Here is an 18,950-nt window from a genome sequence, read left to right on the forward strand (position 1 = left end):
GGCTGTTTTTACGGCTGGCTTTTTCGTAAATTTTATCTAGCCAAACGTGCGAGCTTAAAAGCCGTCAAATTTAATGAGTCCACCTAAGCGTAAAGGTAGTTTCTTTGCCGGATTCGCTTTCGCAGGCTACGGATATAGCGTTGTTTTCGCAGGCTCTTTTAACTAAATTTAGCCCGATGCCAAAGCCGCCTTGGTCTTCGTTAAATCGCGTGTATCGCTCGAAAATTTTATCTTGCTGCTCTTTGCTTAGCCCCTCGCCGCTATTTGAGATTTTTAGCTCGCCGTCTTGCAAACTAACCGCGACGTAGCCGCCTTGGTTTGCGTATTTTACGGCGTTGCTTAGTAGGTTATCCACCGCACGTTTTAGCTCATAGCCGTTTGCATTTATGAGAGCGTCTTTTAAATTTAGCCTTAAATCAAGCCCTCGTTTAGCAAAAAACGGAGCAAAAAATTCGAGCCGCTCGTTTAAAATGTCTCTCAAATTTAGCTCCTCTTTTGGTGCGGAGCTTGAGGCGCCAAAGGATAAATACGTGAGGTCCTCATAGGTGCGGCTTAGCGTTTTGGCGGCGGTTTGGATGTTGTTTAGGCGCTTTAAATTTCTCTGGCTTAGGCTACTTTTATCTGCCGTTTCGATGCTTATAAGTATGACGCTAAGGGGCGCGTTTATCTCGTGAGTAGAGTCTTTTATAAAGCGATTTAGCGCGGCGATCTTGGCGTGTAGCGGCGCTAGCGCGGTCTTTGCTAGATAAAAGGCGATTATCATGATGACGCCTAAAATGATAAGCAAATTTAGCGCCGTACGCAGTCGAAGCAAATTTAGCTCGCTCGTGACGTCCTTACCGCTTAGCGCGATTTTTGCTGTCGATAGCTCGTCCGCGCCGCCTTCGTCCATATTTTGCAAAGCCTCAAATATCGTTACCTTGCCGTCCGATACGGCCGCGCTACTCTGGGCGTCGTCAAATTGAGCGCAGCCTGCCTCGCCGTATAAAATTTGACCGCTTTTAGCTATGATGCAGGCTTTGACGTCTTTTTCGGCGGTAAAGCTTTTTACTGCGCCAAGCCCGTCCATACGCGCTTTCATATAGATACCCATCTTGATCTCTTTTAGATTTTTTACCTCGTTTGAGATGAGGGCTTCCTTTTTCATTTTATAGTCGTTCGTAAAAAAATACCCCAAAAATAGGGCGCTAGTGATGAGATAAAGCGAGAGGATTTTTGCTATAACGGCGGAGCGCTCAGACATAGATATAGCCGTCGCCGCGCCTGTTTATGATCGCGTCCTTGCCTAAAATGCGGCGTAAGTTTTTGACGTAAACCCGCAGGCTCAGCTCGCTGGGCTCCTCGCCGTAGTTCCAAATTTTCTCAAATATCGTCTCCTTGCTCAGTAGCGCGTTTTTATTTTCCAAAAATAGCGCCAAAAGTTCGCTTTCTTTGTTTGAGAGATTTACGATTTGCCCGTTTTGTCGGAGCGTTTTGGAGCTTGGATAGAATTTATATCCATCGTTAAGCTCGATAAATTCGTCATTTACGTGAGAAAATTTGCGCTTGATTAAAATTTGAATACGAAGCAAAAGCTCTTTTAGCTCGTACGGCTTTTTTAGGTAGTCGTCGCAGCCGCTTTTGTAGCCGATTTCTAGGTCTTGCAGCGCGTTTAGCGAGGTGGTAAAGATCGCAGGCGTGTCGTTGCCAAGCCGCCTAAGTTCGCGCAAAAGGGAGAAACCGTCGCCTTTAGGTAGCTTGACGTCGAGGATGAGGATATCAAATTTTCGCTCGTAGGCGGTATCTAGAGCTGCTTTAGCATCGGCGCGAACGGTCACGTCGTAGCCTTGTTCGCTCAGATACTCGCTGATGAGTTCGCTTAGCGTCTCATCGTCCTCTACGAGCAAAATTTGCGTCATTACATCTTATCCTTTTTCATGTCTTTCATATCGTCTTTCTTTTTACCCATATCGTCTTTCATCTCTTTCATGTCGCCCTTCATTTCGTCCTTTTTTATCATCATATCGTCTTTTTTCTCCATCATGGCGTCCTTATTTTCCATCATGGTATCTTTTTTCTCCATCATATCGCCTTTCATCTCGGCGGCAAAGATAGAACCTGTAACGAACAACGCGCTAAGCGCAACTAAAGCTAACTTTTTCATAGCATCTCCTTTAGGAAAATTTATGATGGAAGTTTAGCCAAGAAACGTGAAACGAGCGTAAAATTTAAGCCATCAAGCTAAAAACGTACGATAAAAGCGGCAGGCTAACAAAGCTAAACGCGACTCCGACGGCCACTGCGGCTACGGCTAGCTGGCTATCAAGTTCTGCTTTCATGATCATCGCGCTTGCTAGCACCATCGGCGGCATGGCGCACTGCAAGATGCCGATCATCCAGGTTTGGCCGAACTCTACGCCAAAAATCATCGTAACGAGTATGAATAAAAACGGCGCGACGAGCATCTTGCCTGCGATTACCACTGTGGTTGATTTATAGCAACTCTTGATGCTCCTAAATCCAAGTCCGATGCCGATCGCAAAAAGAGCTACCGGAACTACGCTTTGCGCAAAGAGCGTAAGCGCGTCAAATAGCACCTTTGGAAGCGGAACGCCGCGGAGCAAAAAGCCCAAAATAAGCGCGACGAATGGGGGAAATTTGATCACTTTCATCACGTTTTGCACGAGCGAAACCTTCGCCGGAGCGCCGAAAGCCAGGATAAAAGGCCCAAAAATGCTAATCGGGATCGAGGTGGCTAACTGATCGTAAAAGATAACTTCGTTCATCGCGTCCTCGCCGAAAAAGCCCTTAATGATAGGCATACCCATAAATACGGTGTTTCCAAACATTCCTAGCAGCACGGCGCTCACGGTTGTGGCTTTGTTAAATTTTAAAAATCTGCATGCCAAAAATATCGCCGCAGCGCCAAGCATCGAACAAGCAAAACCCGTGGCGATGACGTTAATGAGCGTGGTGTCGATGTTTACGTGGTAAATTTTATCGAAAATCAGCGCCGGAAGAGCGAAGCAAAGCGCGTAGTTTATGAATACGGAGGCGTTTTTTTGTTCGAAGACTTTAAATTTTTTCGCCCCGTAGCCCGAAGCGATAATGATAAAAATGGATAATAATTGCGTAAACATTTGCGTAATCCGAGTTATAAATTTTAAAAATGCGATTATACGGCGGCTCGCATTAAAGAAAAATAAAATTTAATTGAATTACTTAACATCGCCTTAACGCATTTTTGTATATAATCTCGCGTTAAATTTTAAAAAGCGAGAAATAATGAAAAAACTTATCAAATTTATCGCGGTTTTCGCCGTGTTAGCGGGGGTTGGTTACTACTTCTACGATAAAAATTTTAACGTCCCGCAAGTCGATCAGTTTATCACCTCAAAAGCCGTTCGCGGCGAGCTAGTAAAAAGTATCGAAAGCAACGGCGAGATCTACGCTACTGAGCTAATCGACGTGGGCGCGCAAGTCGGCGGCCAGATCAAAAAGCTCTACGTAAAGCTCGGCGACGTCGTAAAAGCCGGCGATATGATAGCAGAAATCGACTCTGCGACTCAGCAAAATAACGTAGATACCAAAAAAGCGCAGCTTGGAATTTACGAAGCAAAGTTAAATTCGGCCAAAGTCGCACTTGAGATTTCAAAGACCAAATTTAAGCGCGAGCAAGAGCTTTTTGCTAAAAACGCAACCTCAAAAGAGGAGTTTGAAAACGCTAAAAATACCCTAGCCGCAAACGAAGCCTCGCTAAAAGAGATCGAAGCGCAAATCGTGCAGGCTAAAATCTCTCTAAACACCGCTCAGATAGATCTTGGCTACACTAAAATCACCGCTCCAAAAGGCGGCGTCGTGGTCTCCGTGCAAGTCGAGGAGGGGCAAACCGTAAACTCAAACCAAACCACGCCAACCATCGTAAATATCGCCGATCTAAGCAAAGTTCAGCTAAAAATGGAGATCGCTGAGGGCGACATCACGAAGATAAAAGTAGGCTCAAGGGTCGAGTACTCGATACTCTCCGAGCCGAATCGTAAATTTCACGCGCGTATTAGCTCGATAGACCCGGGCCTAACCACGCTAAGCAACGGCAAATACACCACTACCACAAGCTCCGGCTCGACCGCCTCAAGCTCGAGTAGTTCGGCGATTTACTACTACGCCAAGGCTATCGTGGATAATGCCGATGGCACGCTAAGGATCGGTATGACCACGCAAAATACCGTCATCCTAGATAGCGCTAAAGACGCCGTCATAGTGCCCTCAATAGCGGTCAAAAATGAAGAGGGCAAAAGCGTAGTCTACGTGCTAAAAAGAGACAAAAACGGGCTAGAAACAGCGGAGCGAAGAGAGGTGCAAACGGGACTAATCGATAGCCTAAAAACTCAAATTTTAAGCGGAGTAGAGGAGGGCGAGGAGGTCGTAACGAAGCAAAATTCGGCGGCTGAAATCAGCGAAATGCTCGAAAAAGAAAAAAGAAGAATGAAGTTCTAAGGCGACGTCTTGAAAAATTTGATAGAACTTAAAAATTTAAGCAAGAAATTTAAACTCGGCGATAACGTATTTGACGCGCTAAAGGACGTAAATTTAACCATAAAAAAGGGCGAGTTTATCGCTATCATCGGTCAAAGCGGCTCGGGAAAATCTACGCTCATGAACATCCTTGGCTGCCTAGACAACCCAAGCGGCGGGCAGTATCTGCTAGAAGAGCGCGACATATCTAAATTTGAAGGCGACGAGCTAGCGCGTCTGCGCAGAGAAAAATTCGGCTTTATATTTCAGCGCTATAACCTTCTATCTACTCTAACTACGCTGCAAAACGTGGCTTTGCCTAGCGTGTATGCGGGTGTTTCTAAAAAAGAGCGCGAGAAAAAGGCCGGCGAGCTTTTAGAAGGTTTGGGGCTTGGCAAAAAGCTGCAAAATTTGCCTAGCAAACTTAGCGGCGGGCAGCAACAGCGAGTCTCGATCGCTAGAGCGCTCATAAACGGCGGCGAGATCATCCTAGCAGACGAGCCTACTGGCGCGCTAGATAGCAAAAGCGGCCTCATGGTGATGGAAATTTTAACGAATTTGCACAAACAAGGTCACACTATCATCATCGTCACGCACGACCCAAATATAGCCGCATACGCAAACCGCGTCATCGAGATAAAAGACGGTAAAATTTTGAGCGATACGGTAAAAAGCGAGGAAATTTTCGCATCCGAAAAACCGTCGCCGAAGCAAAAAAATATCTTTAGCTTTTATAAAGATCAGTTTATCGAGAGCTTTAAAATGTCGATAAACGCGATACTTAGCCACAAACTTCGCTCGGCGCTAACGATGCTTGGCATCATCATCGGCATCACTTCGGTTATCTGCGTCGTAGCGCTTGGGCAGGGCTCGCAAGAGCAGATCCTCTCGGATATCCGCGGTATCGGAACGAACACGATCGATATCCTAAACGGCAAGGGTTTTGGCGATATGCGCTCGGAGCGGGTGAAAAATTTGACCGTTAGCGACGCGGCAATGCTATCTAAGCAAGACTATCTAGATAGCGTCACGCCAAACGCCTCTGCTAGCGGCACGCTCACCTACGGTAACAAATCAGCCTCGGCTACGATTAGGGGCGGCAGCGAGGAGAGCCTAAACGTCATGGGCTACAAGGTCGAGGCCGGGCGGGTATTTACCGCCCAAGAGGTCGCAGAGTCGGCGTCTGTAATCGTGATAGATCAGCCAACTAGAGAGCAGTTTTTCGCAGACGAAGATCCGTTAGGCAAGACCGTGCTTTTTAACAAACGCCCCTTTAAAATCATCGGCGTAGTGGCAAAAAACGACAATATGTTCGCAGACTCCAGCACTCTGCGCACGTTTTCTACATATACCGCGGTTATAAACAAACTAACGGGCGATAGGCATCTATCATCTATCACGGTTAAGGTAAAAGATAACGTAAACGCGCAAATCGCCGAGCAGAGTTTAACTGAAATTTTAACCGCAAAGCACGGCAAAAAAGACTTTTTCACCAGAAACTCCGACACGATCAAAAAAACGATCGAGGAGACTACTAGAACCATGACGCTACTGATCTCTTGTATCGCTTTTATCTCGCTGCTAGTGGGCGGTATCGGCGTGATGAACATCATGCTAGTCTCCGTAACCGAGCGCACCAAGGAAATCGGCATCAGGATGGCGATCGGCGCGCGTCAAGGAAATATCCTCGAGCAGTTTTTGATCGAGGCGGTGCTACTGTGTCTCATCGGCGGACTAATCGGCGTCGGGACAGCATTTGGCATCGGCTATCTAGCGGAAAATTTCGCGCCCGGCGTCAAGATGATATTTTCGCAGACTTCTATCGTGGTAGCGCTTGTGGTTTCTAGCGCGATAGGCGTGATATTTGGCTACATGCCGGCTCGCAGCGCCTCAAAACTAAATCCGATCGACGCTCTAACAAGGGAATAAAATGAAAAAAATCTCCATAATCCTAGCCGCCTTTTTGCTCGGCGGCTGCGCTGTAACGCAGATAAACGAAAACTACGAGCAAATTTTGTTAAAAGAGGACGCAAGCGCCGATATAAAAATAAACCGCGAGTGGTGGACGGGCTACGGCGAAGCGCGCCTAAACGAGCTAATCGGCCTTGCGCTAAAAAATAATATCGATCTGGCAAAATCAGCCATCGCGGTAAATAAAGCCCTAGCTCAAGCAGGCGTCTTGCAGGCTGATCTCGTGCCTAGCTTTAACGCAAATTTGGGCGCGGAAACGGGTAAAAATATAAAAACGGGCGGTAGCTGGAGCGAGAGCTATAAAAGCGGCATCTCGCTAAGCTACGAGATCGATCTGTGGCGCAAGCTCGCAAACTCCGCAGACTCCGCCATGTGGGAGGCAAATGCGACTAAATACGACCTAGAGGCCGCCAGAATCGCGCTCATTAACTCCGTCGCGGACGCGTATTTTGAAGCAAAATATCAAAAAGAGAGCATAAATCTATACGAAAAGACGCTAAAAAACTACGAAGAGCTAGAAGCTATCGTAAAGGCTAAATTTGAGCTCGGCAAAGAAGAAGAGCTAAGCCTAAAGCAAATAAAAAGCTCGGTAATCTCGGCTAAAAATAGAATTTTAAACGCGAGCAAGAGTCTTGACGAGGCGGAAAAAACGCTAAGAAATCTGCTAAACGTTAGGCCCGAGTTTGATTTAAATTTGAGCGGAAATTTTAGCGATATCCAGCCGCAGGGCGTAAATTTAAACGTGCCGATTTACGTTATCGGTGCGCGTCCTGATTTGCAAGCCGCGATTTCGCGTATCAAAGAGGCGCTTTTAGGGGTTAAGGTTAGCGAAAAAAACTTCTATCCAAGCATCACGGTAGGCGCAGGGCTTAGCGGTAGCGGAGATAGCGTGAGCGAGGGGCTTAAGCTAAATTTCTTAAGCGGAAATATCGCGATAAATTTGCCGTTTTTAAACTACTCTAAGCTTAAATCAAAGCTAAAAATCTCCGAGCTAGAGTTTGAGACGATGAAGCTAAACTACGCGCAGACGCTAACTACCGCGCTAAACGAGATCGACGCTGGCTATAAAAACCTGCAAAAAGATGAAGCGGTTTTGCGAAATTTAAACGAAAATTTGCGAAATCTAAGCTCTATCAGCGACATATATAAACTCAAATACGACTACGGCAAAACCGAGCTAAAAAACTATCTGGAGGCGCAAAATTCGCTGCTTGAAGGCTGGACCAGCCTACTTGCGCAAAAATATAAAATTTTGCAAGACGAAATCGGTATCTATAAAGCGGCGGCGGGAAAAGCGGAGTAAATTTGATTATGTCTTGCGCCTGATTTGCGGTTTTGGCTTGGAGTGCGTTAAATTTGCGGCGAATTTGACGGCTAGTTAAATTTAGCTAGCCGTCAAATGACCTTGCAAATTTACTCGCGCCGTTTGCCTAGAAAATAAAATAGCCCCGCTAGCGTCGCAAAAAGTGCAAGCATAGATCCAGCGACGATCGCCGTGCCGTTTTGAAAGCCGTTTAAAAACATCCCGTTCGTATTCATCCCGAAAAATCCCGTGATAAAATTTAGCGGCAAAAATAGCGCCGAAAGTAGCGTCAGGATATAGATATTTCGGTTTATTTTGTCGTTTTTTAGGCTTTGTATATGCGCGTAGATATCGTCTATCCTGGCGGCGTTTTCGCAGGCTGCGTTTTTTAGCACGCCGGCTTCGTAGACGTAGTTTTTGAGCTGTTTTTTAAGCTCGGGTCTTTCGTTTTGACAGATCGCCAGAGCCTCGTAAAAGTGCGAAATTTTGTTTTGAAATTTGCGTATTTCGTATTTTAAAATCGCGTGCTTTTTGATAAATTTAGTAAAATCCCTCTTGCCCGCGTAAATTTTCTCGTAGCTTTCAAGCTGGGCGGAGTGCTCGGCGATCTTGGCGCGAAACTCGCTCGTTATCTTTTTTACTACGCGGATAAACTCATCCGTGCCGCTCTGGCTGCCGTCTTGGGTGTAAATTTTGTCGTCTTTAAAGATAAATTTGTAGTTTTGTTCGCTGCCGTCCGTTACGAGATAGACGTACTCGCACTCCTCGCCGTAAAAGTACCCCGAGATATCGCGCTCGCTCACCGTTTTGCCTTATATGCCCAGTGCGTCTTTACCGCGTTTGGCGTAGAAATTTCGCCTAAATTTTTCAAATTCGCCGGCCATTATCGCTTCTCTCATCTGCCGCATCAAATTTAGATAATAATGCAAGTTGTGTAGGCTCGCCAAACGGAAAAACGTCAGCTCGCCCGCGCGGTATAGGTGGCTAATATAGGCGCGCGAGTAGTTGCGGCACGCGTAACAGTCGCACTGGGGATCTATCGGAGCGCGGTCGGTGGCAAATCTCGCAGACTTGATATTTATCTTACCGAAACTCGTAAACAGCGTGCCGTTGCGCGCGTTTCGCGTCGGCATCACGCAGTCAAACATATCCACGCCGCGAGCTACGTTTTCTATGAGGTCTTCGGGAGTGCCTACGCCCATGAGATAGCGCGGACGCGCCGCGTCGATGTAGGGCATCACGGCCTGTACGGTGTCGTACATCTCTTGGTTGCTTTCGCCTACGCTAAGACCCCCGATAGCAAGCCCGTCAAAGGGCATCTCGCACAGCGCTTCGGCGCAAAATTTGCGCGCCGCCTCGTCCGTGCCGCCTTGGATTATCCCGAATATATTTTGCGTGAGCCCTTCGCCTTTATTTTGCTTAAATTTATGATAATCTATCGCCTCGCGCGCCCATTTTATCGTGCGTTTTATGCTCAGCTCCACGCGCTTTTTCTCAGCGGGAAGCGCGACTAGATCGTCAAGGATCATCATGATGTCGGAGTTTAGGTCGTACTGGGTATCTAGCACCGAGCGCGGCGTGAAATAGTGCGCGCTGCCGTCGATGTGGCTTTTAAATTTGATACCGTTTTCGTCGGGCTTTGAGATCTTGCTCAGAGAAAATGCCTGAAAGCCGCCGCTATCTGTTAAAAACGAGCGGTTAAATTTAGTAAAGCCGTGCAGGCCGCCAAGCTCTTTTACGACCTTGCTGCTAGGACGCAAGTAGAGGTGATAGGTGTTGCCGAGGATGATTTGGGCGTCCAAAATCTGCATCATATCCACCGCGTCTAGGCTCTTTACGGCGCCTACGGTACCAACAGGCATAAACACGGGCGTTTTGATCGTCGAGTGAGCGGTGATTAGCGTGCCCGCGCGCGCCGCGCCGTCCGTTTTATCTATACTAAAAGTCATTTTGATATAATAGTCCCTTTAAATTTGGAGTTTTAATGAAAAATATCTTGATAGTTGCGGACGGCATTGTAGCTAAATATTTCTTAGAAAGACTATTCGTAGCGCGAAATAACGCTCATCACTACACGGTTATCGCTATGGACGAGGAGATTTTGGGAGGGAAAAATTTAGAAAATTTTACCTTTTACCGCTTTGACCCGACGAGTTTTGACCGTCTTAAGCAGGTAGTCAGCGGCTATTTTAGCCAGTTTATGATAATGCAAAAAGACGGCTTTGAGACGCTTAGCGTCTATAACAATCTGCGTCAAATCAGTAAAAAAACGGAAATTTTGATGCTTGATCTTTGGGGGCTAGGCGGGCTGGAGGACGACTCGCACCTGACGGTTTTAGACGGGCGAGGTATCGTGACGGCCAGGCTCATGGATTATTTGCCAGATATCCCCGTAGTAGCCGATAACGTGGGGCTTGGACAAGGCGAAATAATGGAAGTCAAAGTACCCGTAGGAAGCTCCTTTATGTACCGCCATATCAGCTCCATAACGCAGAAAAAATGGCGCATCGCGATGGTTTATCGCGGCTCAAATTTCATGATCGCAAAGCCAAATTTAATGATCCTGCCAAACGACGTTTTGCTGATAGTGGGCGAACCTAGCGTGCTTTTAAGCGTATTTAGAAGCGTGAAAAAAGAAACGGGGCAGTTTCCAAACCCATTTGGACATAACACTTATCTGTTTTTAGATATGCGCGCTATGGGCGAAGAGGCTTGTTTACGGCTGCTAGAACAGAGCCTAAAACTGCACGAAAAGCTAAATAGCAAACGCCTCTACGTCAAGGTCGTAAATCCGACGTTAAATTTAGCCTACGAGAAGCTAAAATCGGTCGGAGACGAGAGGGTTGCGGTAACGTTTGATTTTTTCGGCCGCGGCGTAGAACAGATAAAAGACGACGTATTTAAAAACGACGTCGGGTTAATAGTAACCGATAATAAATTTTTCTCAACTCATAAAAGGATGCTTTTTGAGCTTAAAAGACCGGTAGCGACTATCGGCCGAGGCGACGCGGATGAGATAAAAAAAGGCGTGATACTAAGTAGCGGTTTTGGCGACGAGATAGAAAACCAATCAGCCGTCATCATGGACTGCTGCGCGCAGCTAGATACGCAAATCTCGCTATATCACTTCGGCGCGCTTAGCGGCGGCGAGGGCGCGGAGGAGCATTTTGATAGCCTTTCTAAAATTTTCGGACGTAAGGTCGAGATAGTCGAGGATAGAAATATAAATCCTATTTTAAAGCTAAAAAACGAGCAAAATTTACTTCAGTTCGTGCCTTTTACGAAAAAGATCAGCAAAAAAGACGCCTTTGCGGCGTTTTCAAACGATATGAACCGCCTATACGCGCGCCTTAGCGACAACTATCAGATTTTTATACCGATAAATTAGGCTATTTTGGATAAAATAAAAGCGGAGAATAAGATGAAAATAGATATAAAATTTGACGGCAAGCCGGGATATGGCGTCTATATAAACGAGCTAAAAGAGCTTAAATTTGACGCCAAAGTCGCAATCGTAACCAACGCAAAGGTAGGCGGGCTTTATCTGCAAAATTTACTCTCGCGCATAGATTGTCCGCAAAAATTCGTTATCAGCGTCCCGGACGGCGAAGAGTATAAAAATATGCAAACTATCGAGGCGATTTTAGAGCAGCTTTTCGTTAGCCGCCTTGACCGCAGCAGCGTGATCATCGCGCTTGGCGGTGGCGTGGTGAGCGATATGGCGGGCTTTACGGCGAGCATTTTCGAGCGCGGGATCAAATTTATAAACATACCCACGACCTTGCTAGCGCAAGTGGATGCGAGCGTAGGCGGAAAAACGGGCGTAAATAATAAATTCGGCAAAAATCTAATCGGCTCGTTTTATCAACCTAGCGCCGTTTACTGCGAAACGGGATTTTTAAAGACGCTTGAAAAGCGCGAATTTGCGGCGGGCCTTGCAGAGGCCGTAAAGATGGCGATAACCTTTGACGAAAAACTATTTTCGTGGATGGAGGACGCAGATTTGACCGATGAAGCAAATTTGCAAAATTTGATCTACCGCTGCGTGCAGATAAAGGCCGCCGCCGTAGAGGCCGACGAGCGCGAAAAAGGCGTGCGTGCGGTGCTAAACTACGGCCATACCTTCGCTCACGTGATAGAAAACGAAACGAACTATAAAAAATATCTACACGGCGAGGCTGTGGCGATCGGCATGAATATGGCTAATGCGCTAGCGGTGAAGCTAGGCCTCATGAGCGAGGAGCAAAAGGCGCGCGTGGCGGAGCTTTTGGTTAAATTTGACCTGCCGATAAGCTACAAGGTGCCAAATGCAAGCAGCTTTTACGAGGCGTTTTTCCTTGATAAAAAGGCGGAAAACTCAGCGATCAAATTTATCTTGCCGCGAGGTATCGGCGACTACGAGATACGAAAAGACGTGCCGCGCGAGCTCGTGATGGACGTTTTAAGAGAGTTTGAATGAGAAAAATTTTATTTATTTTATTTTTTGCGCTCTTTGCTTATTCGCTAGATGATATACCTAGCGATTTTAACGGGACAAAAGAAGCCCAGCTATCCGAGCTAAACGCGTCTTTGGCCTTTATCGAGGACGAGCTGGCCGATAACATTTGGGCGACTCGCTACTCAAACTACAACACCTTTCAAAAGCTAAGCGCGGAGCTCGACGAAATCGAAGCCGCGATAAAAAAACAGGCTAAAAATACCGAAAAAGTGCTCGAGCTACAAAAAAAGCAAAGCACGCTAAAAGAGCAGATCGAGCTTTTAAGAGAGTTTCAAAAAGCGCCGTTTTCTAGCATGATAACGGCTCCCGAGATAGAAATTTTACAAAAGATAACCAATCCCGTCGCCGTGATCTCGGGCTTTTCGCATATAAAGCAGCTAAGAAGCGAAAAAGACGAGTACAAGCGCCGACTAGACGGACTTTCTAAGACGACCGACGAGCTGGCTAGAAAAGAGCAAATTTTAACCCAGATCGTAAATTTGAGCGACGATGCGCGCTTTCAAGCGGAGCTTGCCGAGGCTAGGCAGGAGCTAGCGGAATTTAACGCCGCGGCCGACATCGCAAAGACTACCTACGGAGTATACGAAAAGCGCGTAAACGAGGCGATAAACCGCACTAGCGAGGATATCAAGGCGCAGATGAAAAAGGCGCTTGATATCGGTATATTTATCGTAGTCGTGATCGGGCTTTCGTTTTTGTTCAAATTTATCATCAAAAAGACGATCACCGACAACGAGCGCCTCTACACGGCGAATAAATTTATAAATCTCGTAAACATCACGCTCATCATCATGATCTTGCTTTTTGCCTATATCGAAAACGTGACCTATCTCGTCACGGTGCTGGGCTTTGCGTCTGCCGGTATCGCGATTGCGATGAAAGATATGTTCATGAGTATGCTTGGCTGGACGGTGGTGGTTTTCGGCGGTAGTTTTCACGTCGGCGACCGCATCAAGGTGCGCAAAGACGGGGAGGACGTCGTGGGCGATATCATCGATATCTCGCTGCTTAGGATGACTATTTACGAGGACGTCACGATAGTCACCGTAAACTCAAACCGCAGAGCGGGGCGCATTATATTCGTACCGAACAACTATATATTCACTGACTTAATCGCAAACTACTCGCACCACGGCATGAAGACCGTCTGGGACGGTATCGACGTCGTTTGTAGCTTTGAATCAAATCACAAAAAAGCCGCTCACATCATCAAAGATATCGCGCGAAAATACTCAAAAGGCTACACGGAAATCGCCAAAAAACAAATGAGCAAGCTGCGAAACCAATACAGCATAAAAAACCCGAACGTCGAGCCGCGCGTATTTACCTTTATCGAGCCTTACGGCGTGAAAATTTCGGTCTGGTACATGGCAAACACCTTTGCCACGCTATCTTTGCGAAGCACGATAAGTGCGGAGATAATGGAAGCCATAGCTGGCCACGATGACATCGTGATCGCCTATCCGACGCAGACTTTATACATGGATAGACGCGTAAAAGCAGGCGAGTCAAAGCCGATGGGCGAAGGCGGCGAGGAGAAGCATGAAGCCTAACTCAAATTTGACCCAGCAAGAGCCGCGCCGAGAAAAGATTTTTTTTAAAACCTTCGGCTGCCGCACGAACATTTACGACACCGAGCTGATGAAAAGCTACGTCAAAGACTACGATATCGTTAGCGACGAAAATGAAGCCGACATCGTAGTGGTAAACTCCTGCACGGTCACAAACTCCGCCGATAGCGGCGCTCGCAGCTACATAAACGGTATAAAAAAGCGCGGCGCCAGAGTCATACTAACGGGTTGCGGCGCGGTGAGCAAGGGCAAAGAGCTGTTTAACAAAAACTCGGTTTTTGGCGTTATAGGCGCGAGTAAAAAAGAGGATATAAACGCGCTGCTAAAGTCGCAAGATCCGTTTTTCGAGCTGGGAAATTTAAAAAGTATCGACAAAAATATCGTAACGAACTACGAAAATCACACCAAAGCCTTTATCAAAATCCAAGAGGGCTGCGACTTTGCGTGCAGCTACTGCATCATCCCGGCCGTTCGCGGCAAGGCACGCAGTATGGGTGAGGAAGCGATTTTAAAAGAGGCCAAAATTTTAGCCTATAACGGCTATAACGAGCTAGTGCTAACGGGCACAAACATCGGCAGCTACGGTAAGGATACGGGCTCAAGCCTAGGCCGCTTGCTAGGCAGGCTCGGTAAAATAGGCGGCATAAAGCGCATAAGGCTTGGTAGTATCGAACCAAGCCAGATAGACGAGAGCTTTCGCGAGATCTTGCGTGAGAGCTGGCTAGAGCGGCATCTGCACATCGCGCTTCAGCACACGAGCGAGGCGATGCTGCGCATTATGAGGCGGCGAAATCAAGCCTTTAGGGATTTGGAACTGTTTCTGGAGCTTAGCGAGATGGGCTTTGCGCTAGGAACCGACTATATCGTGGGGCATCCGGGCGAGAGCGAGGAGATCTGGAGAGAGGCGCTGGTAAATTTTAAAAAATTTCCACTCACGCATCTGCACTGCTTTGCGTATTCGCCGCGAAGCGGTACGCACTCGGCGGATATGAAAGTGGACGTTAGCGGCGATGTAGCGAAGGCTAGACTTAAAATTTTAAAGCAAATCGTAGCGGAAAATAATTTTAAATTTAGACAAGAGCACGCTAAAAAAGGCGGGAGCCTAAACGTACTCGTCGAGCAGCTAAACGGCGAATTTTACGAAGGTTTCGATCAGTTTTATAATAAAGTAAAAATCAAAACGGATAAGCAAATTTTAAAAGAGTGGGCGGTCATAGACAAATTTGAAGTAAAAAGCGAGGGCGACTATGCACAAATTTAAGCTAAATAAACAAAAGATCATCGTGATTTTGACAGCTATTTTGGCGGTTTTGCTAGCCGTTGCGGTAGGTAGAAGTCAGCCAAAAAGTATAATGTACGAAAGCTATGAAAAGCTGCTAGAGGGCGACATGATCGCAAGCGCGACCGTAAACGGCGGCGAACTGGAGCTCACTACTAAAGGCGGTAACAAATATATCATCGTAAAAGACGGCGTAGATATGCGCACTCTGGTGCAAAAAGTGCCTGTCGATCTAAAAAAAGAAACGCCCGTGCTGGATGAAATTTTAGCCGTGCTAGCGCTGATAGCTATTTGTTTTGTGGGGCTTGCGGTTTATGCTAGGTTTAAAAAACAAAGACTAGCCGCTCAAAACGAAAATCAAAAAGCAAACGTCTACGAATACGACAATATCGCTGCTAGCTCGGTTGCTCCTGCTATCTCAAATGTCAAATTTGACGACGTGGCGGGTATAAAGGACGTCAAATTTGAGCTAAGCGAGATCGTGGATTTTCTAAAAAATCCGACGAAATATAAAAAATTCGGCATCAAAATGCCAAAAGGCGTGCTGATGGTTGGGCCTCCCGGAGTCGGTAAAACGCTAGTAGCAAAGGCCGTCGCGGGCGAGGCGGGAGTGCCGTTTTTTTACCAAAGTGGCGCAAGTTTCGTGCAAATTTACGTCGGCATGGGCGCAAAACGCGTGCATGAGCTGTTTTTAAAGGCTAAAGCCTATGCGCCCTCTATCATCTTTATCGACGAGATCGACGCCGTTGGTAAGGTGCGCGGCGGCAACCGAAACGACGAACGCGAGGCCACGCTAAATCAGCTACTTACCGAAATGGACGGCTTTGAGGATAACTCGGGCGTCATCGTGATCGCTGCGACCAACCGCATCGAGATGATAGACGAGGCGTTGCTGCGCTCTGGGCGATTTGATAGACGAATTTTTCTTTCGATGCCAGATTTTGCCGATAGGGTCGAGATTTTAAAATCCTATCTAAAAGATAAAAACACGAGCGTAGAGGCTCAGGACGTGGCGCGCATTAGCGTCGGCTTTAGCGGGGCGGCGCTTTCTACGCTGGTAAACGAAGCCGCGATAAACGCGCTAAGACGCGGCGTCGAGATAATCGAATTTAGCGATTTTGAAAGCGTTTTAAACAAAGTCCTACTCGGTAAAAAGAGGATTTTAAGCTACAACGACGAGGAAAAGCGCATCCAAGCGCTCTATCAGGGCGCAAAAGCCTTGGCGGCGTATTGGTTCGGGATAGAATTTGAAAAAATTTCGCTCGTCGAGGAGCAGTTTATGCGTCCAGAGCGAGAGATAGAGTCGCGCTCGCAGATGTTTGCTCGTATCAAGGTCTGTTTGGCGGGTATGAGCGCGCTAAAGATGGTCAAAGACGATACGTTTTCAAACTCGAACGCCGACATCCAAAAGGCCCGCGAGATCGCGCAAAACATGGTCTTTGAGTATGGCATGGGGCATACCTTTACGCCAAGCGCGGCGGAGGCCGAGGAGCTACTGCAAGAGGCGTACGCCGAGGTCGGAACGTTTTTAGTGGGCATGAAAACTCAGCTAGAGCGCATCAGCGAGCATATCGAGATTTTTGAGAGTATCGATAAAGACGCGCTGGGCAGGATAATCAAAGAGTATTACAACTAAATTTAAGGAGAAAATATGAAGGCAAAAATAGGCATATTGACGCTGAGCGACCGCGCTAGCGAGGGCAAATACGACGATCTATCTGGCGCGGCGATAAAAGAGGTTTTAGACGGCTGGATAACGAGCGAGCGCGAGTATTTTTACGAGGTGATCCCTGACGAGATCGAGCTTATAAAAGAGCGCCTAAAACATATGATAGACGTGCTAGGCTGCGATCTAGTGCTAACTACGGGCGGCACGGGACCGGCTCCTCGCGACGTGACGCCTGAGGCAACCGAAGCCGTGTGCGAAAAGATGATGCCCGGCTTTGGCGAGCTAATGCGCGCAGCTAGCCTAAAATACGTCCCCACCGCGATCCTATCGCGCCAAACCGCAGGCATCAGGGGGCACGCGCTCATCGTAAATTTACCCGGCCAGCCAAAGGCGATCAGAGAGTGCCTAGAGCCCGTATTTCCTGCGATTCCGTACTGCATCGACCTGATCGGCGGCGCATTTATCGAGACCGACGAGAGCGTGATGAAGGTGTTTCGCCCGAAACAAAAGAAAATTTCATGATCCACGCGTGCTAAACTTTTTTGAAAATATAAATTTAAAGGCTACGAGGCTGCTTGAGGGCTACTACTCGCTCTTTTGCGCCCTATTTGTGCTTTGCGTCGGTGTTTACGGGCTCGCACTCGTTTTTAGGGTCGAATGGCTTTTATTTGCCTCTAGCGCTTTTGTCTACACGTGCTTTGTCCTGCTTGCGTTTCGTTCGCTTTTTTGGTTTGTTTTGAGCCTGATTTTTTCGCCCGCTTTTGCTATAGTCGTACGCGAGCGTTACGATGAAAATTTATTTTTAGACGCGGTTTTTGCGGTTATTTGGATACTTTGTTGGCTATTTTTATCGCTAGCCGTTAGTGAAAATATCTCAAAACTCGGCAACGAAATCGTATCTAAAATTTTACGCATCGCCGCGCTTTTTGCAGTGATCGGCGTTTATTATATCAGTATCGAAAATAGCTTAAATTTACAAGCTATTTTACAGCATACCATTGCGCTTCGTATCGTGCTTATCGCAATAAACATCTACATGTTTCCTTCCCTTGTTGCGCTTTTAGCGCTTGATTTGCGCGGGTATTATTTGAAAAATAAAGACGCAAAAATGGCTAAATTTTCATTTTTTAATTTCACCAAAGAAGCTTTAAAGGTAATCAAATTTATTGCTTTAAGGCGTAAAATTTAAACGCATAAACTATTTATACAGTCTCTAAAAAATGCTATTTTTTGTAAATTCGAGAGGCAGAAAACTGCTTTACCGATTTTGATTAGTAGCGGTGAAGTTAAAATTTTAATGTTTTTGCAGTTAAATTTGATAAAGTAGTCCTCGCAACGTAAAGCCGAATTTTTAATTTCGGCTTTACCGGCTTGCTCGGCGGGTTATTCTAGTTCTTTAGCGCCGATTTTTGATTTTTTGCTTAGGCGTTTTACGTAAACAATATAAAGCGCGGTGAGAAGGCCGACTGCGGCTAGTAGGGCGACCACGATGTGGCTAAATGCGCTCTTGTCGTAGTTTTTGCCTAGATACCAGCCCACTGCAAGCAGTATGGCGACCCAGATGCCAGCACCCAGAGTCGTGTAGAGGCTAAATTTAAAAAGATTCATCTTTGCAAGGCCCGCCGGCAGGCTGATGTACTGGCGGATGCCTGGGATCAGGCGGCAGTTAAAGGTCGAAATCTCGCCGTGTCTTTTGAAAAACGCCTCGAATTTTCGCATTTTTACCTTCGTGATGCCGACGTATTTGCCGTATTTTAGCACGAGCTCGCGCCCGAAAAAGTAGCATAGATAGTAGTTAAACACGGCTCCTGCGAGGCTACCTGCCGTGCCGGCGCACCACGCTAGCACTAGGCTCATTTGTTCCTGATGCGCTAGATAACCCGCCGGGATCATCGCCACTTCGCTTGGAAACGGGAAAAACGAACTCTCTAAAAACATCATCAAAAATATGCCCGCATATCCCCACTCGCCGACGGTTTGGACGATAAAATTTATAAAATCGCCTAGCATTTTTCTCCTTAAATTTAAAACTATGATTTTAGCAAACTACGTTAAATTTTAGCTTTATACGGCTGCAAAACAAATTTGACGGCGCGACGGACGTGCGCGAGATGGGATTAAATTTTACATTTTTTTTTGGGATTAGTTTTAGGATGGGTAAAACA

17 protein-coding genes are annotated in these 18,950 nt (G+C 46.8%); 10 read left to right on the forward strand and 7 right to left on the reverse strand.

Features of this window, described 5'->3' with window-relative positions:
• Positions 1-70: 70 nt before the first annotated feature.
• The 4 genes from RWM02_RS00885 to RWM02_RS00900 form a co-directional block, all read right to left on the reverse strand.
• Positions 71-1,243: a sensor histidine kinase gene (locus tag RWM02_RS00885; RefSeq protein WP_314068470.1), complete on the reverse strand. Its 1,173-nt coding sequence runs from the start codon at positions 1,241-1,243 to the stop codon at positions 71-73.
• Positions 1,236-1,898, reverse strand: a complete 663-nt coding sequence (locus tag RWM02_RS00890; RefSeq protein ID WP_314068472.1) for a response regulator transcription factor — start codon at positions 1,896-1,898, stop codon at positions 1,236-1,238. Before RWM02_RS00890 ends, RWM02_RS00885 begins: the two co-directional genes overlap by 8 nt.
• Positions 1,898-2,143, reverse strand: a complete 246-nt coding sequence (locus tag RWM02_RS00895) for a hypothetical protein (RefSeq protein ID WP_314068474.1) — start codon at positions 2,141-2,143, stop codon at positions 1,898-1,900. Before RWM02_RS00895 ends, RWM02_RS00890 begins: the two co-directional genes overlap by 1 nt.
• Positions 2,144-2,207: 64 nt before the next feature.
• On the reverse strand, positions 2,208-3,119 hold the full coding sequence (locus RWM02_RS00900; protein ID WP_314068476.1) for an AEC family transporter: 912 nt from the start codon (positions 3,117-3,119) through the stop codon (positions 2,208-2,210).
• Positions 3,120-3,264: 145 nt separating this feature from the next.
• Here RWM02_RS00900 and RWM02_RS00905 point away from each other — a divergent pair, with 145 nt between their 5' ends.
• Genes RWM02_RS00905 through RWM02_RS00915 form a run of 3 tightly spaced genes read left to right on the forward strand, consistent with a single transcriptional unit; the run spans position 3,265 to position 7,768 of the window.
• Positions 3,265-4,476, forward strand: coding sequence for an efflux RND transporter periplasmic adaptor subunit (locus RWM02_RS00905; protein WP_314068478.1), 1,212 nt, complete (start codon positions 3,265-3,267; stop codon positions 4,474-4,476).
• A gap of 18 nt (positions 4,477-4,494) precedes the next feature.
• A complete protein-coding gene (locus RWM02_RS00910; protein WP_163028062.1) occupies positions 4,495-6,423 on the forward strand; it encodes a MacB family efflux pump subunit in 1,929 nt (642 codons plus the stop codon).
• 1 nt (position 6,424) lies between these two features.
• Positions 6,425-7,768 (forward strand): TolC family protein, encoded by a 1,344-nt coding sequence (locus tag RWM02_RS00915; RefSeq protein ID WP_122873986.1) that lies wholly within the window; start codon positions 6,425-6,427, stop codon positions 7,766-7,768.
• 110 nt (positions 7,769-7,878) lie between these two features.
• Here RWM02_RS00915 and RWM02_RS00920 read toward each other — a convergent pair whose 3' ends face one another.
• Positions 7,879-8,571: a CorA family divalent cation transporter gene (locus RWM02_RS00920; RefSeq protein WP_314068481.1), complete on the reverse strand. Its 693-nt coding sequence runs from the start codon at positions 8,569-8,571 to the stop codon at positions 7,879-7,881.
• A 9-nt stretch (positions 8,572-8,580) separates the two neighbouring features.
• Entirely contained in the window at positions 8,581-9,717 is a 1,137-nt protein-coding gene (gene tgt / locus RWM02_RS00925) for a tRNA guanosine(34) transglycosylase Tgt (RefSeq protein WP_314068483.1), read from the reverse strand.
• Between the two features lie 35 nt (positions 9,718-9,752).
• Between tgt and RWM02_RS00930 the strand changes: the two genes are divergently transcribed.
• The 7 genes from RWM02_RS00930 to RWM02_RS00960 are packed head-to-tail and all read left to right on the forward strand — an operon-like array spanning position 9,753 to position 17,974.
• Complete coding sequence (locus tag RWM02_RS00930; RefSeq protein WP_314068485.1) at positions 9,753-11,156, forward strand: COG3400 family protein; 1,404 nt, start codon at positions 9,753-9,755, stop codon at positions 11,154-11,156.
• 33 nt (positions 11,157-11,189) lie between these two features.
• The gene (gene aroB, locus RWM02_RS00935; RefSeq protein WP_314068487.1) at positions 11,190-12,227 is read left to right on the forward strand and encodes a 3-dehydroquinate synthase; all 1,038 of its coding nucleotides are present in this window, start codon (positions 11,190-11,192) and stop codon (positions 12,225-12,227) included.
• On the forward strand, positions 12,224-13,819 hold the full coding sequence (locus RWM02_RS00940) for a mechanosensitive ion channel domain-containing protein (RefSeq protein WP_314068489.1): 1,596 nt from the start codon (positions 12,224-12,226) through the stop codon (positions 13,817-13,819). The genes aroB and RWM02_RS00940 overlap by 4 nt, the downstream gene beginning before the upstream one ends.
• Positions 13,809-15,098 carry a tRNA (N(6)-L-threonylcarbamoyladenosine(37)-C(2))-methylthiotransferase MtaB gene (gene mtaB / locus RWM02_RS00945; RefSeq protein WP_314068491.1) on the forward strand — a complete coding sequence of 430 codons (1,290 nt, stop codon included), beginning with the start codon at positions 13,809-13,811 and terminating at the stop codon, positions 15,096-15,098. The genes RWM02_RS00940 and mtaB overlap by 11 nt, the downstream gene beginning before the upstream one ends.
• A complete protein-coding gene (locus RWM02_RS00950) occupies positions 15,085-16,752 on the forward strand; it encodes an ATP-dependent metallopeptidase FtsH/Yme1/Tma family protein (protein ID WP_314068493.1) in 1,668 nt (555 codons plus the stop codon). The genes mtaB and RWM02_RS00950 overlap by 14 nt, the downstream gene beginning before the upstream one ends.
• Positions 16,753-16,767: 15 nt before the next feature.
• Complete coding sequence (gene mog, locus RWM02_RS00955; protein WP_002951483.1) at positions 16,768-17,307, forward strand: molybdopterin adenylyltransferase; 540 nt, start codon at positions 16,768-16,770, stop codon at positions 17,305-17,307.
• A gap of 7 nt (positions 17,308-17,314) precedes the next feature.
• Positions 17,315-17,974, forward strand: coding sequence for a nitrogen fixation protein NifR (locus tag RWM02_RS00960; RefSeq protein ID WP_314068496.1), 660 nt, complete (start codon positions 17,315-17,317; stop codon positions 17,972-17,974).
• 194 nt (positions 17,975-18,168) lie between these two features.
• Here RWM02_RS00960 and RWM02_RS00965 read toward each other — a convergent pair whose 3' ends face one another.
• Positions 18,169-18,795, reverse strand: a complete 627-nt coding sequence (locus RWM02_RS00965; RefSeq protein ID WP_314068498.1) for a DedA family protein — start codon at positions 18,793-18,795, stop codon at positions 18,169-18,171.
• Between the last annotated feature and the right edge of the window lie 155 nt (positions 18,796-18,950).

Origin of the sequence: Campylobacter showae (assembly GCF_963515975.1) — a bacterium.
Classification (GTDB): Bacteria; Campylobacterota; Campylobacteria; order Campylobacterales; family Campylobacteraceae; genus Campylobacter_A; species Campylobacter_A showae_F.

Bases quoted from the DNA above. Each gene is read 5' to 3' on its own strand.
- RWM02_RS00885 (WP_314068470.1), bottom strand. From the start codon at position 1,243: ATGTCTGAGCGCTCCGCCGTTATAGCAAAAATCCTCTCGCTTTATCTC.
- RWM02_RS00890 (WP_314068472.1), bottom strand. From the start codon at position 1,898: ATGACGCAAATTTTGCTCGTAGAGGACGATGAGACGCTAAGCGAACTC.
- RWM02_RS00895 (WP_314068474.1), bottom strand. From the start codon at position 2,143: ATGAAAAAGTTAGCTTTAGTTGCGCTTAGCGCGTTGTTCGTTACAGGT.
- RWM02_RS00900 (WP_314068476.1), bottom strand. From the start codon at position 3,119: ATGTTTACGCAATTATTATCCATTTTTATCATTATCGCTTCGGGCTAC.
- RWM02_RS00905 (WP_314068478.1), top strand. From the start codon at position 3,265: ATGAAAAAACTTATCAAATTTATCGCGGTTTTCGCCGTGTTAGCGGGG.
- RWM02_RS00915 (WP_122873986.1), top strand. From the start codon at position 6,425: ATGAAAAAAATCTCCATAATCCTAGCCGCCTTTTTGCTCGGCGGCTGC.
- tgt (WP_314068483.1), bottom strand. From the start codon at position 9,717: ATGACTTTTAGTATAGATAAAACGGACGGCGCGGCGCGCGCGGGCACG.
- RWM02_RS00930 (WP_314068485.1), top strand. From the start codon at position 9,753: ATGAAAAATATCTTGATAGTTGCGGACGGCATTGTAGCTAAATATTTC.
- aroB (WP_314068487.1), top strand. From the start codon at position 11,190: ATGAAAATAGATATAAAATTTGACGGCAAGCCGGGATATGGCGTCTAT.
- RWM02_RS00940 (WP_314068489.1), top strand. From the start codon at position 12,224: ATGAGAAAAATTTTATTTATTTTATTTTTTGCGCTCTTTGCTTATTCG.
- mtaB (WP_314068491.1), top strand. From the start codon at position 13,809: ATGAAGCCTAACTCAAATTTGACCCAGCAAGAGCCGCGCCGAGAAAAG.
- RWM02_RS00950 (WP_314068493.1), top strand. From the start codon at position 15,085: ATGCACAAATTTAAGCTAAATAAACAAAAGATCATCGTGATTTTGACA.
- mog (WP_002951483.1), top strand. From the start codon at position 16,768: ATGAAGGCAAAAATAGGCATATTGACGCTGAGCGACCGCGCTAGCGAG.
- RWM02_RS00965 (WP_314068498.1), bottom strand. From the start codon at position 18,795: ATGCTAGGCGATTTTATAAATTTTATCGTCCAAACCGTCGGCGAGTGG.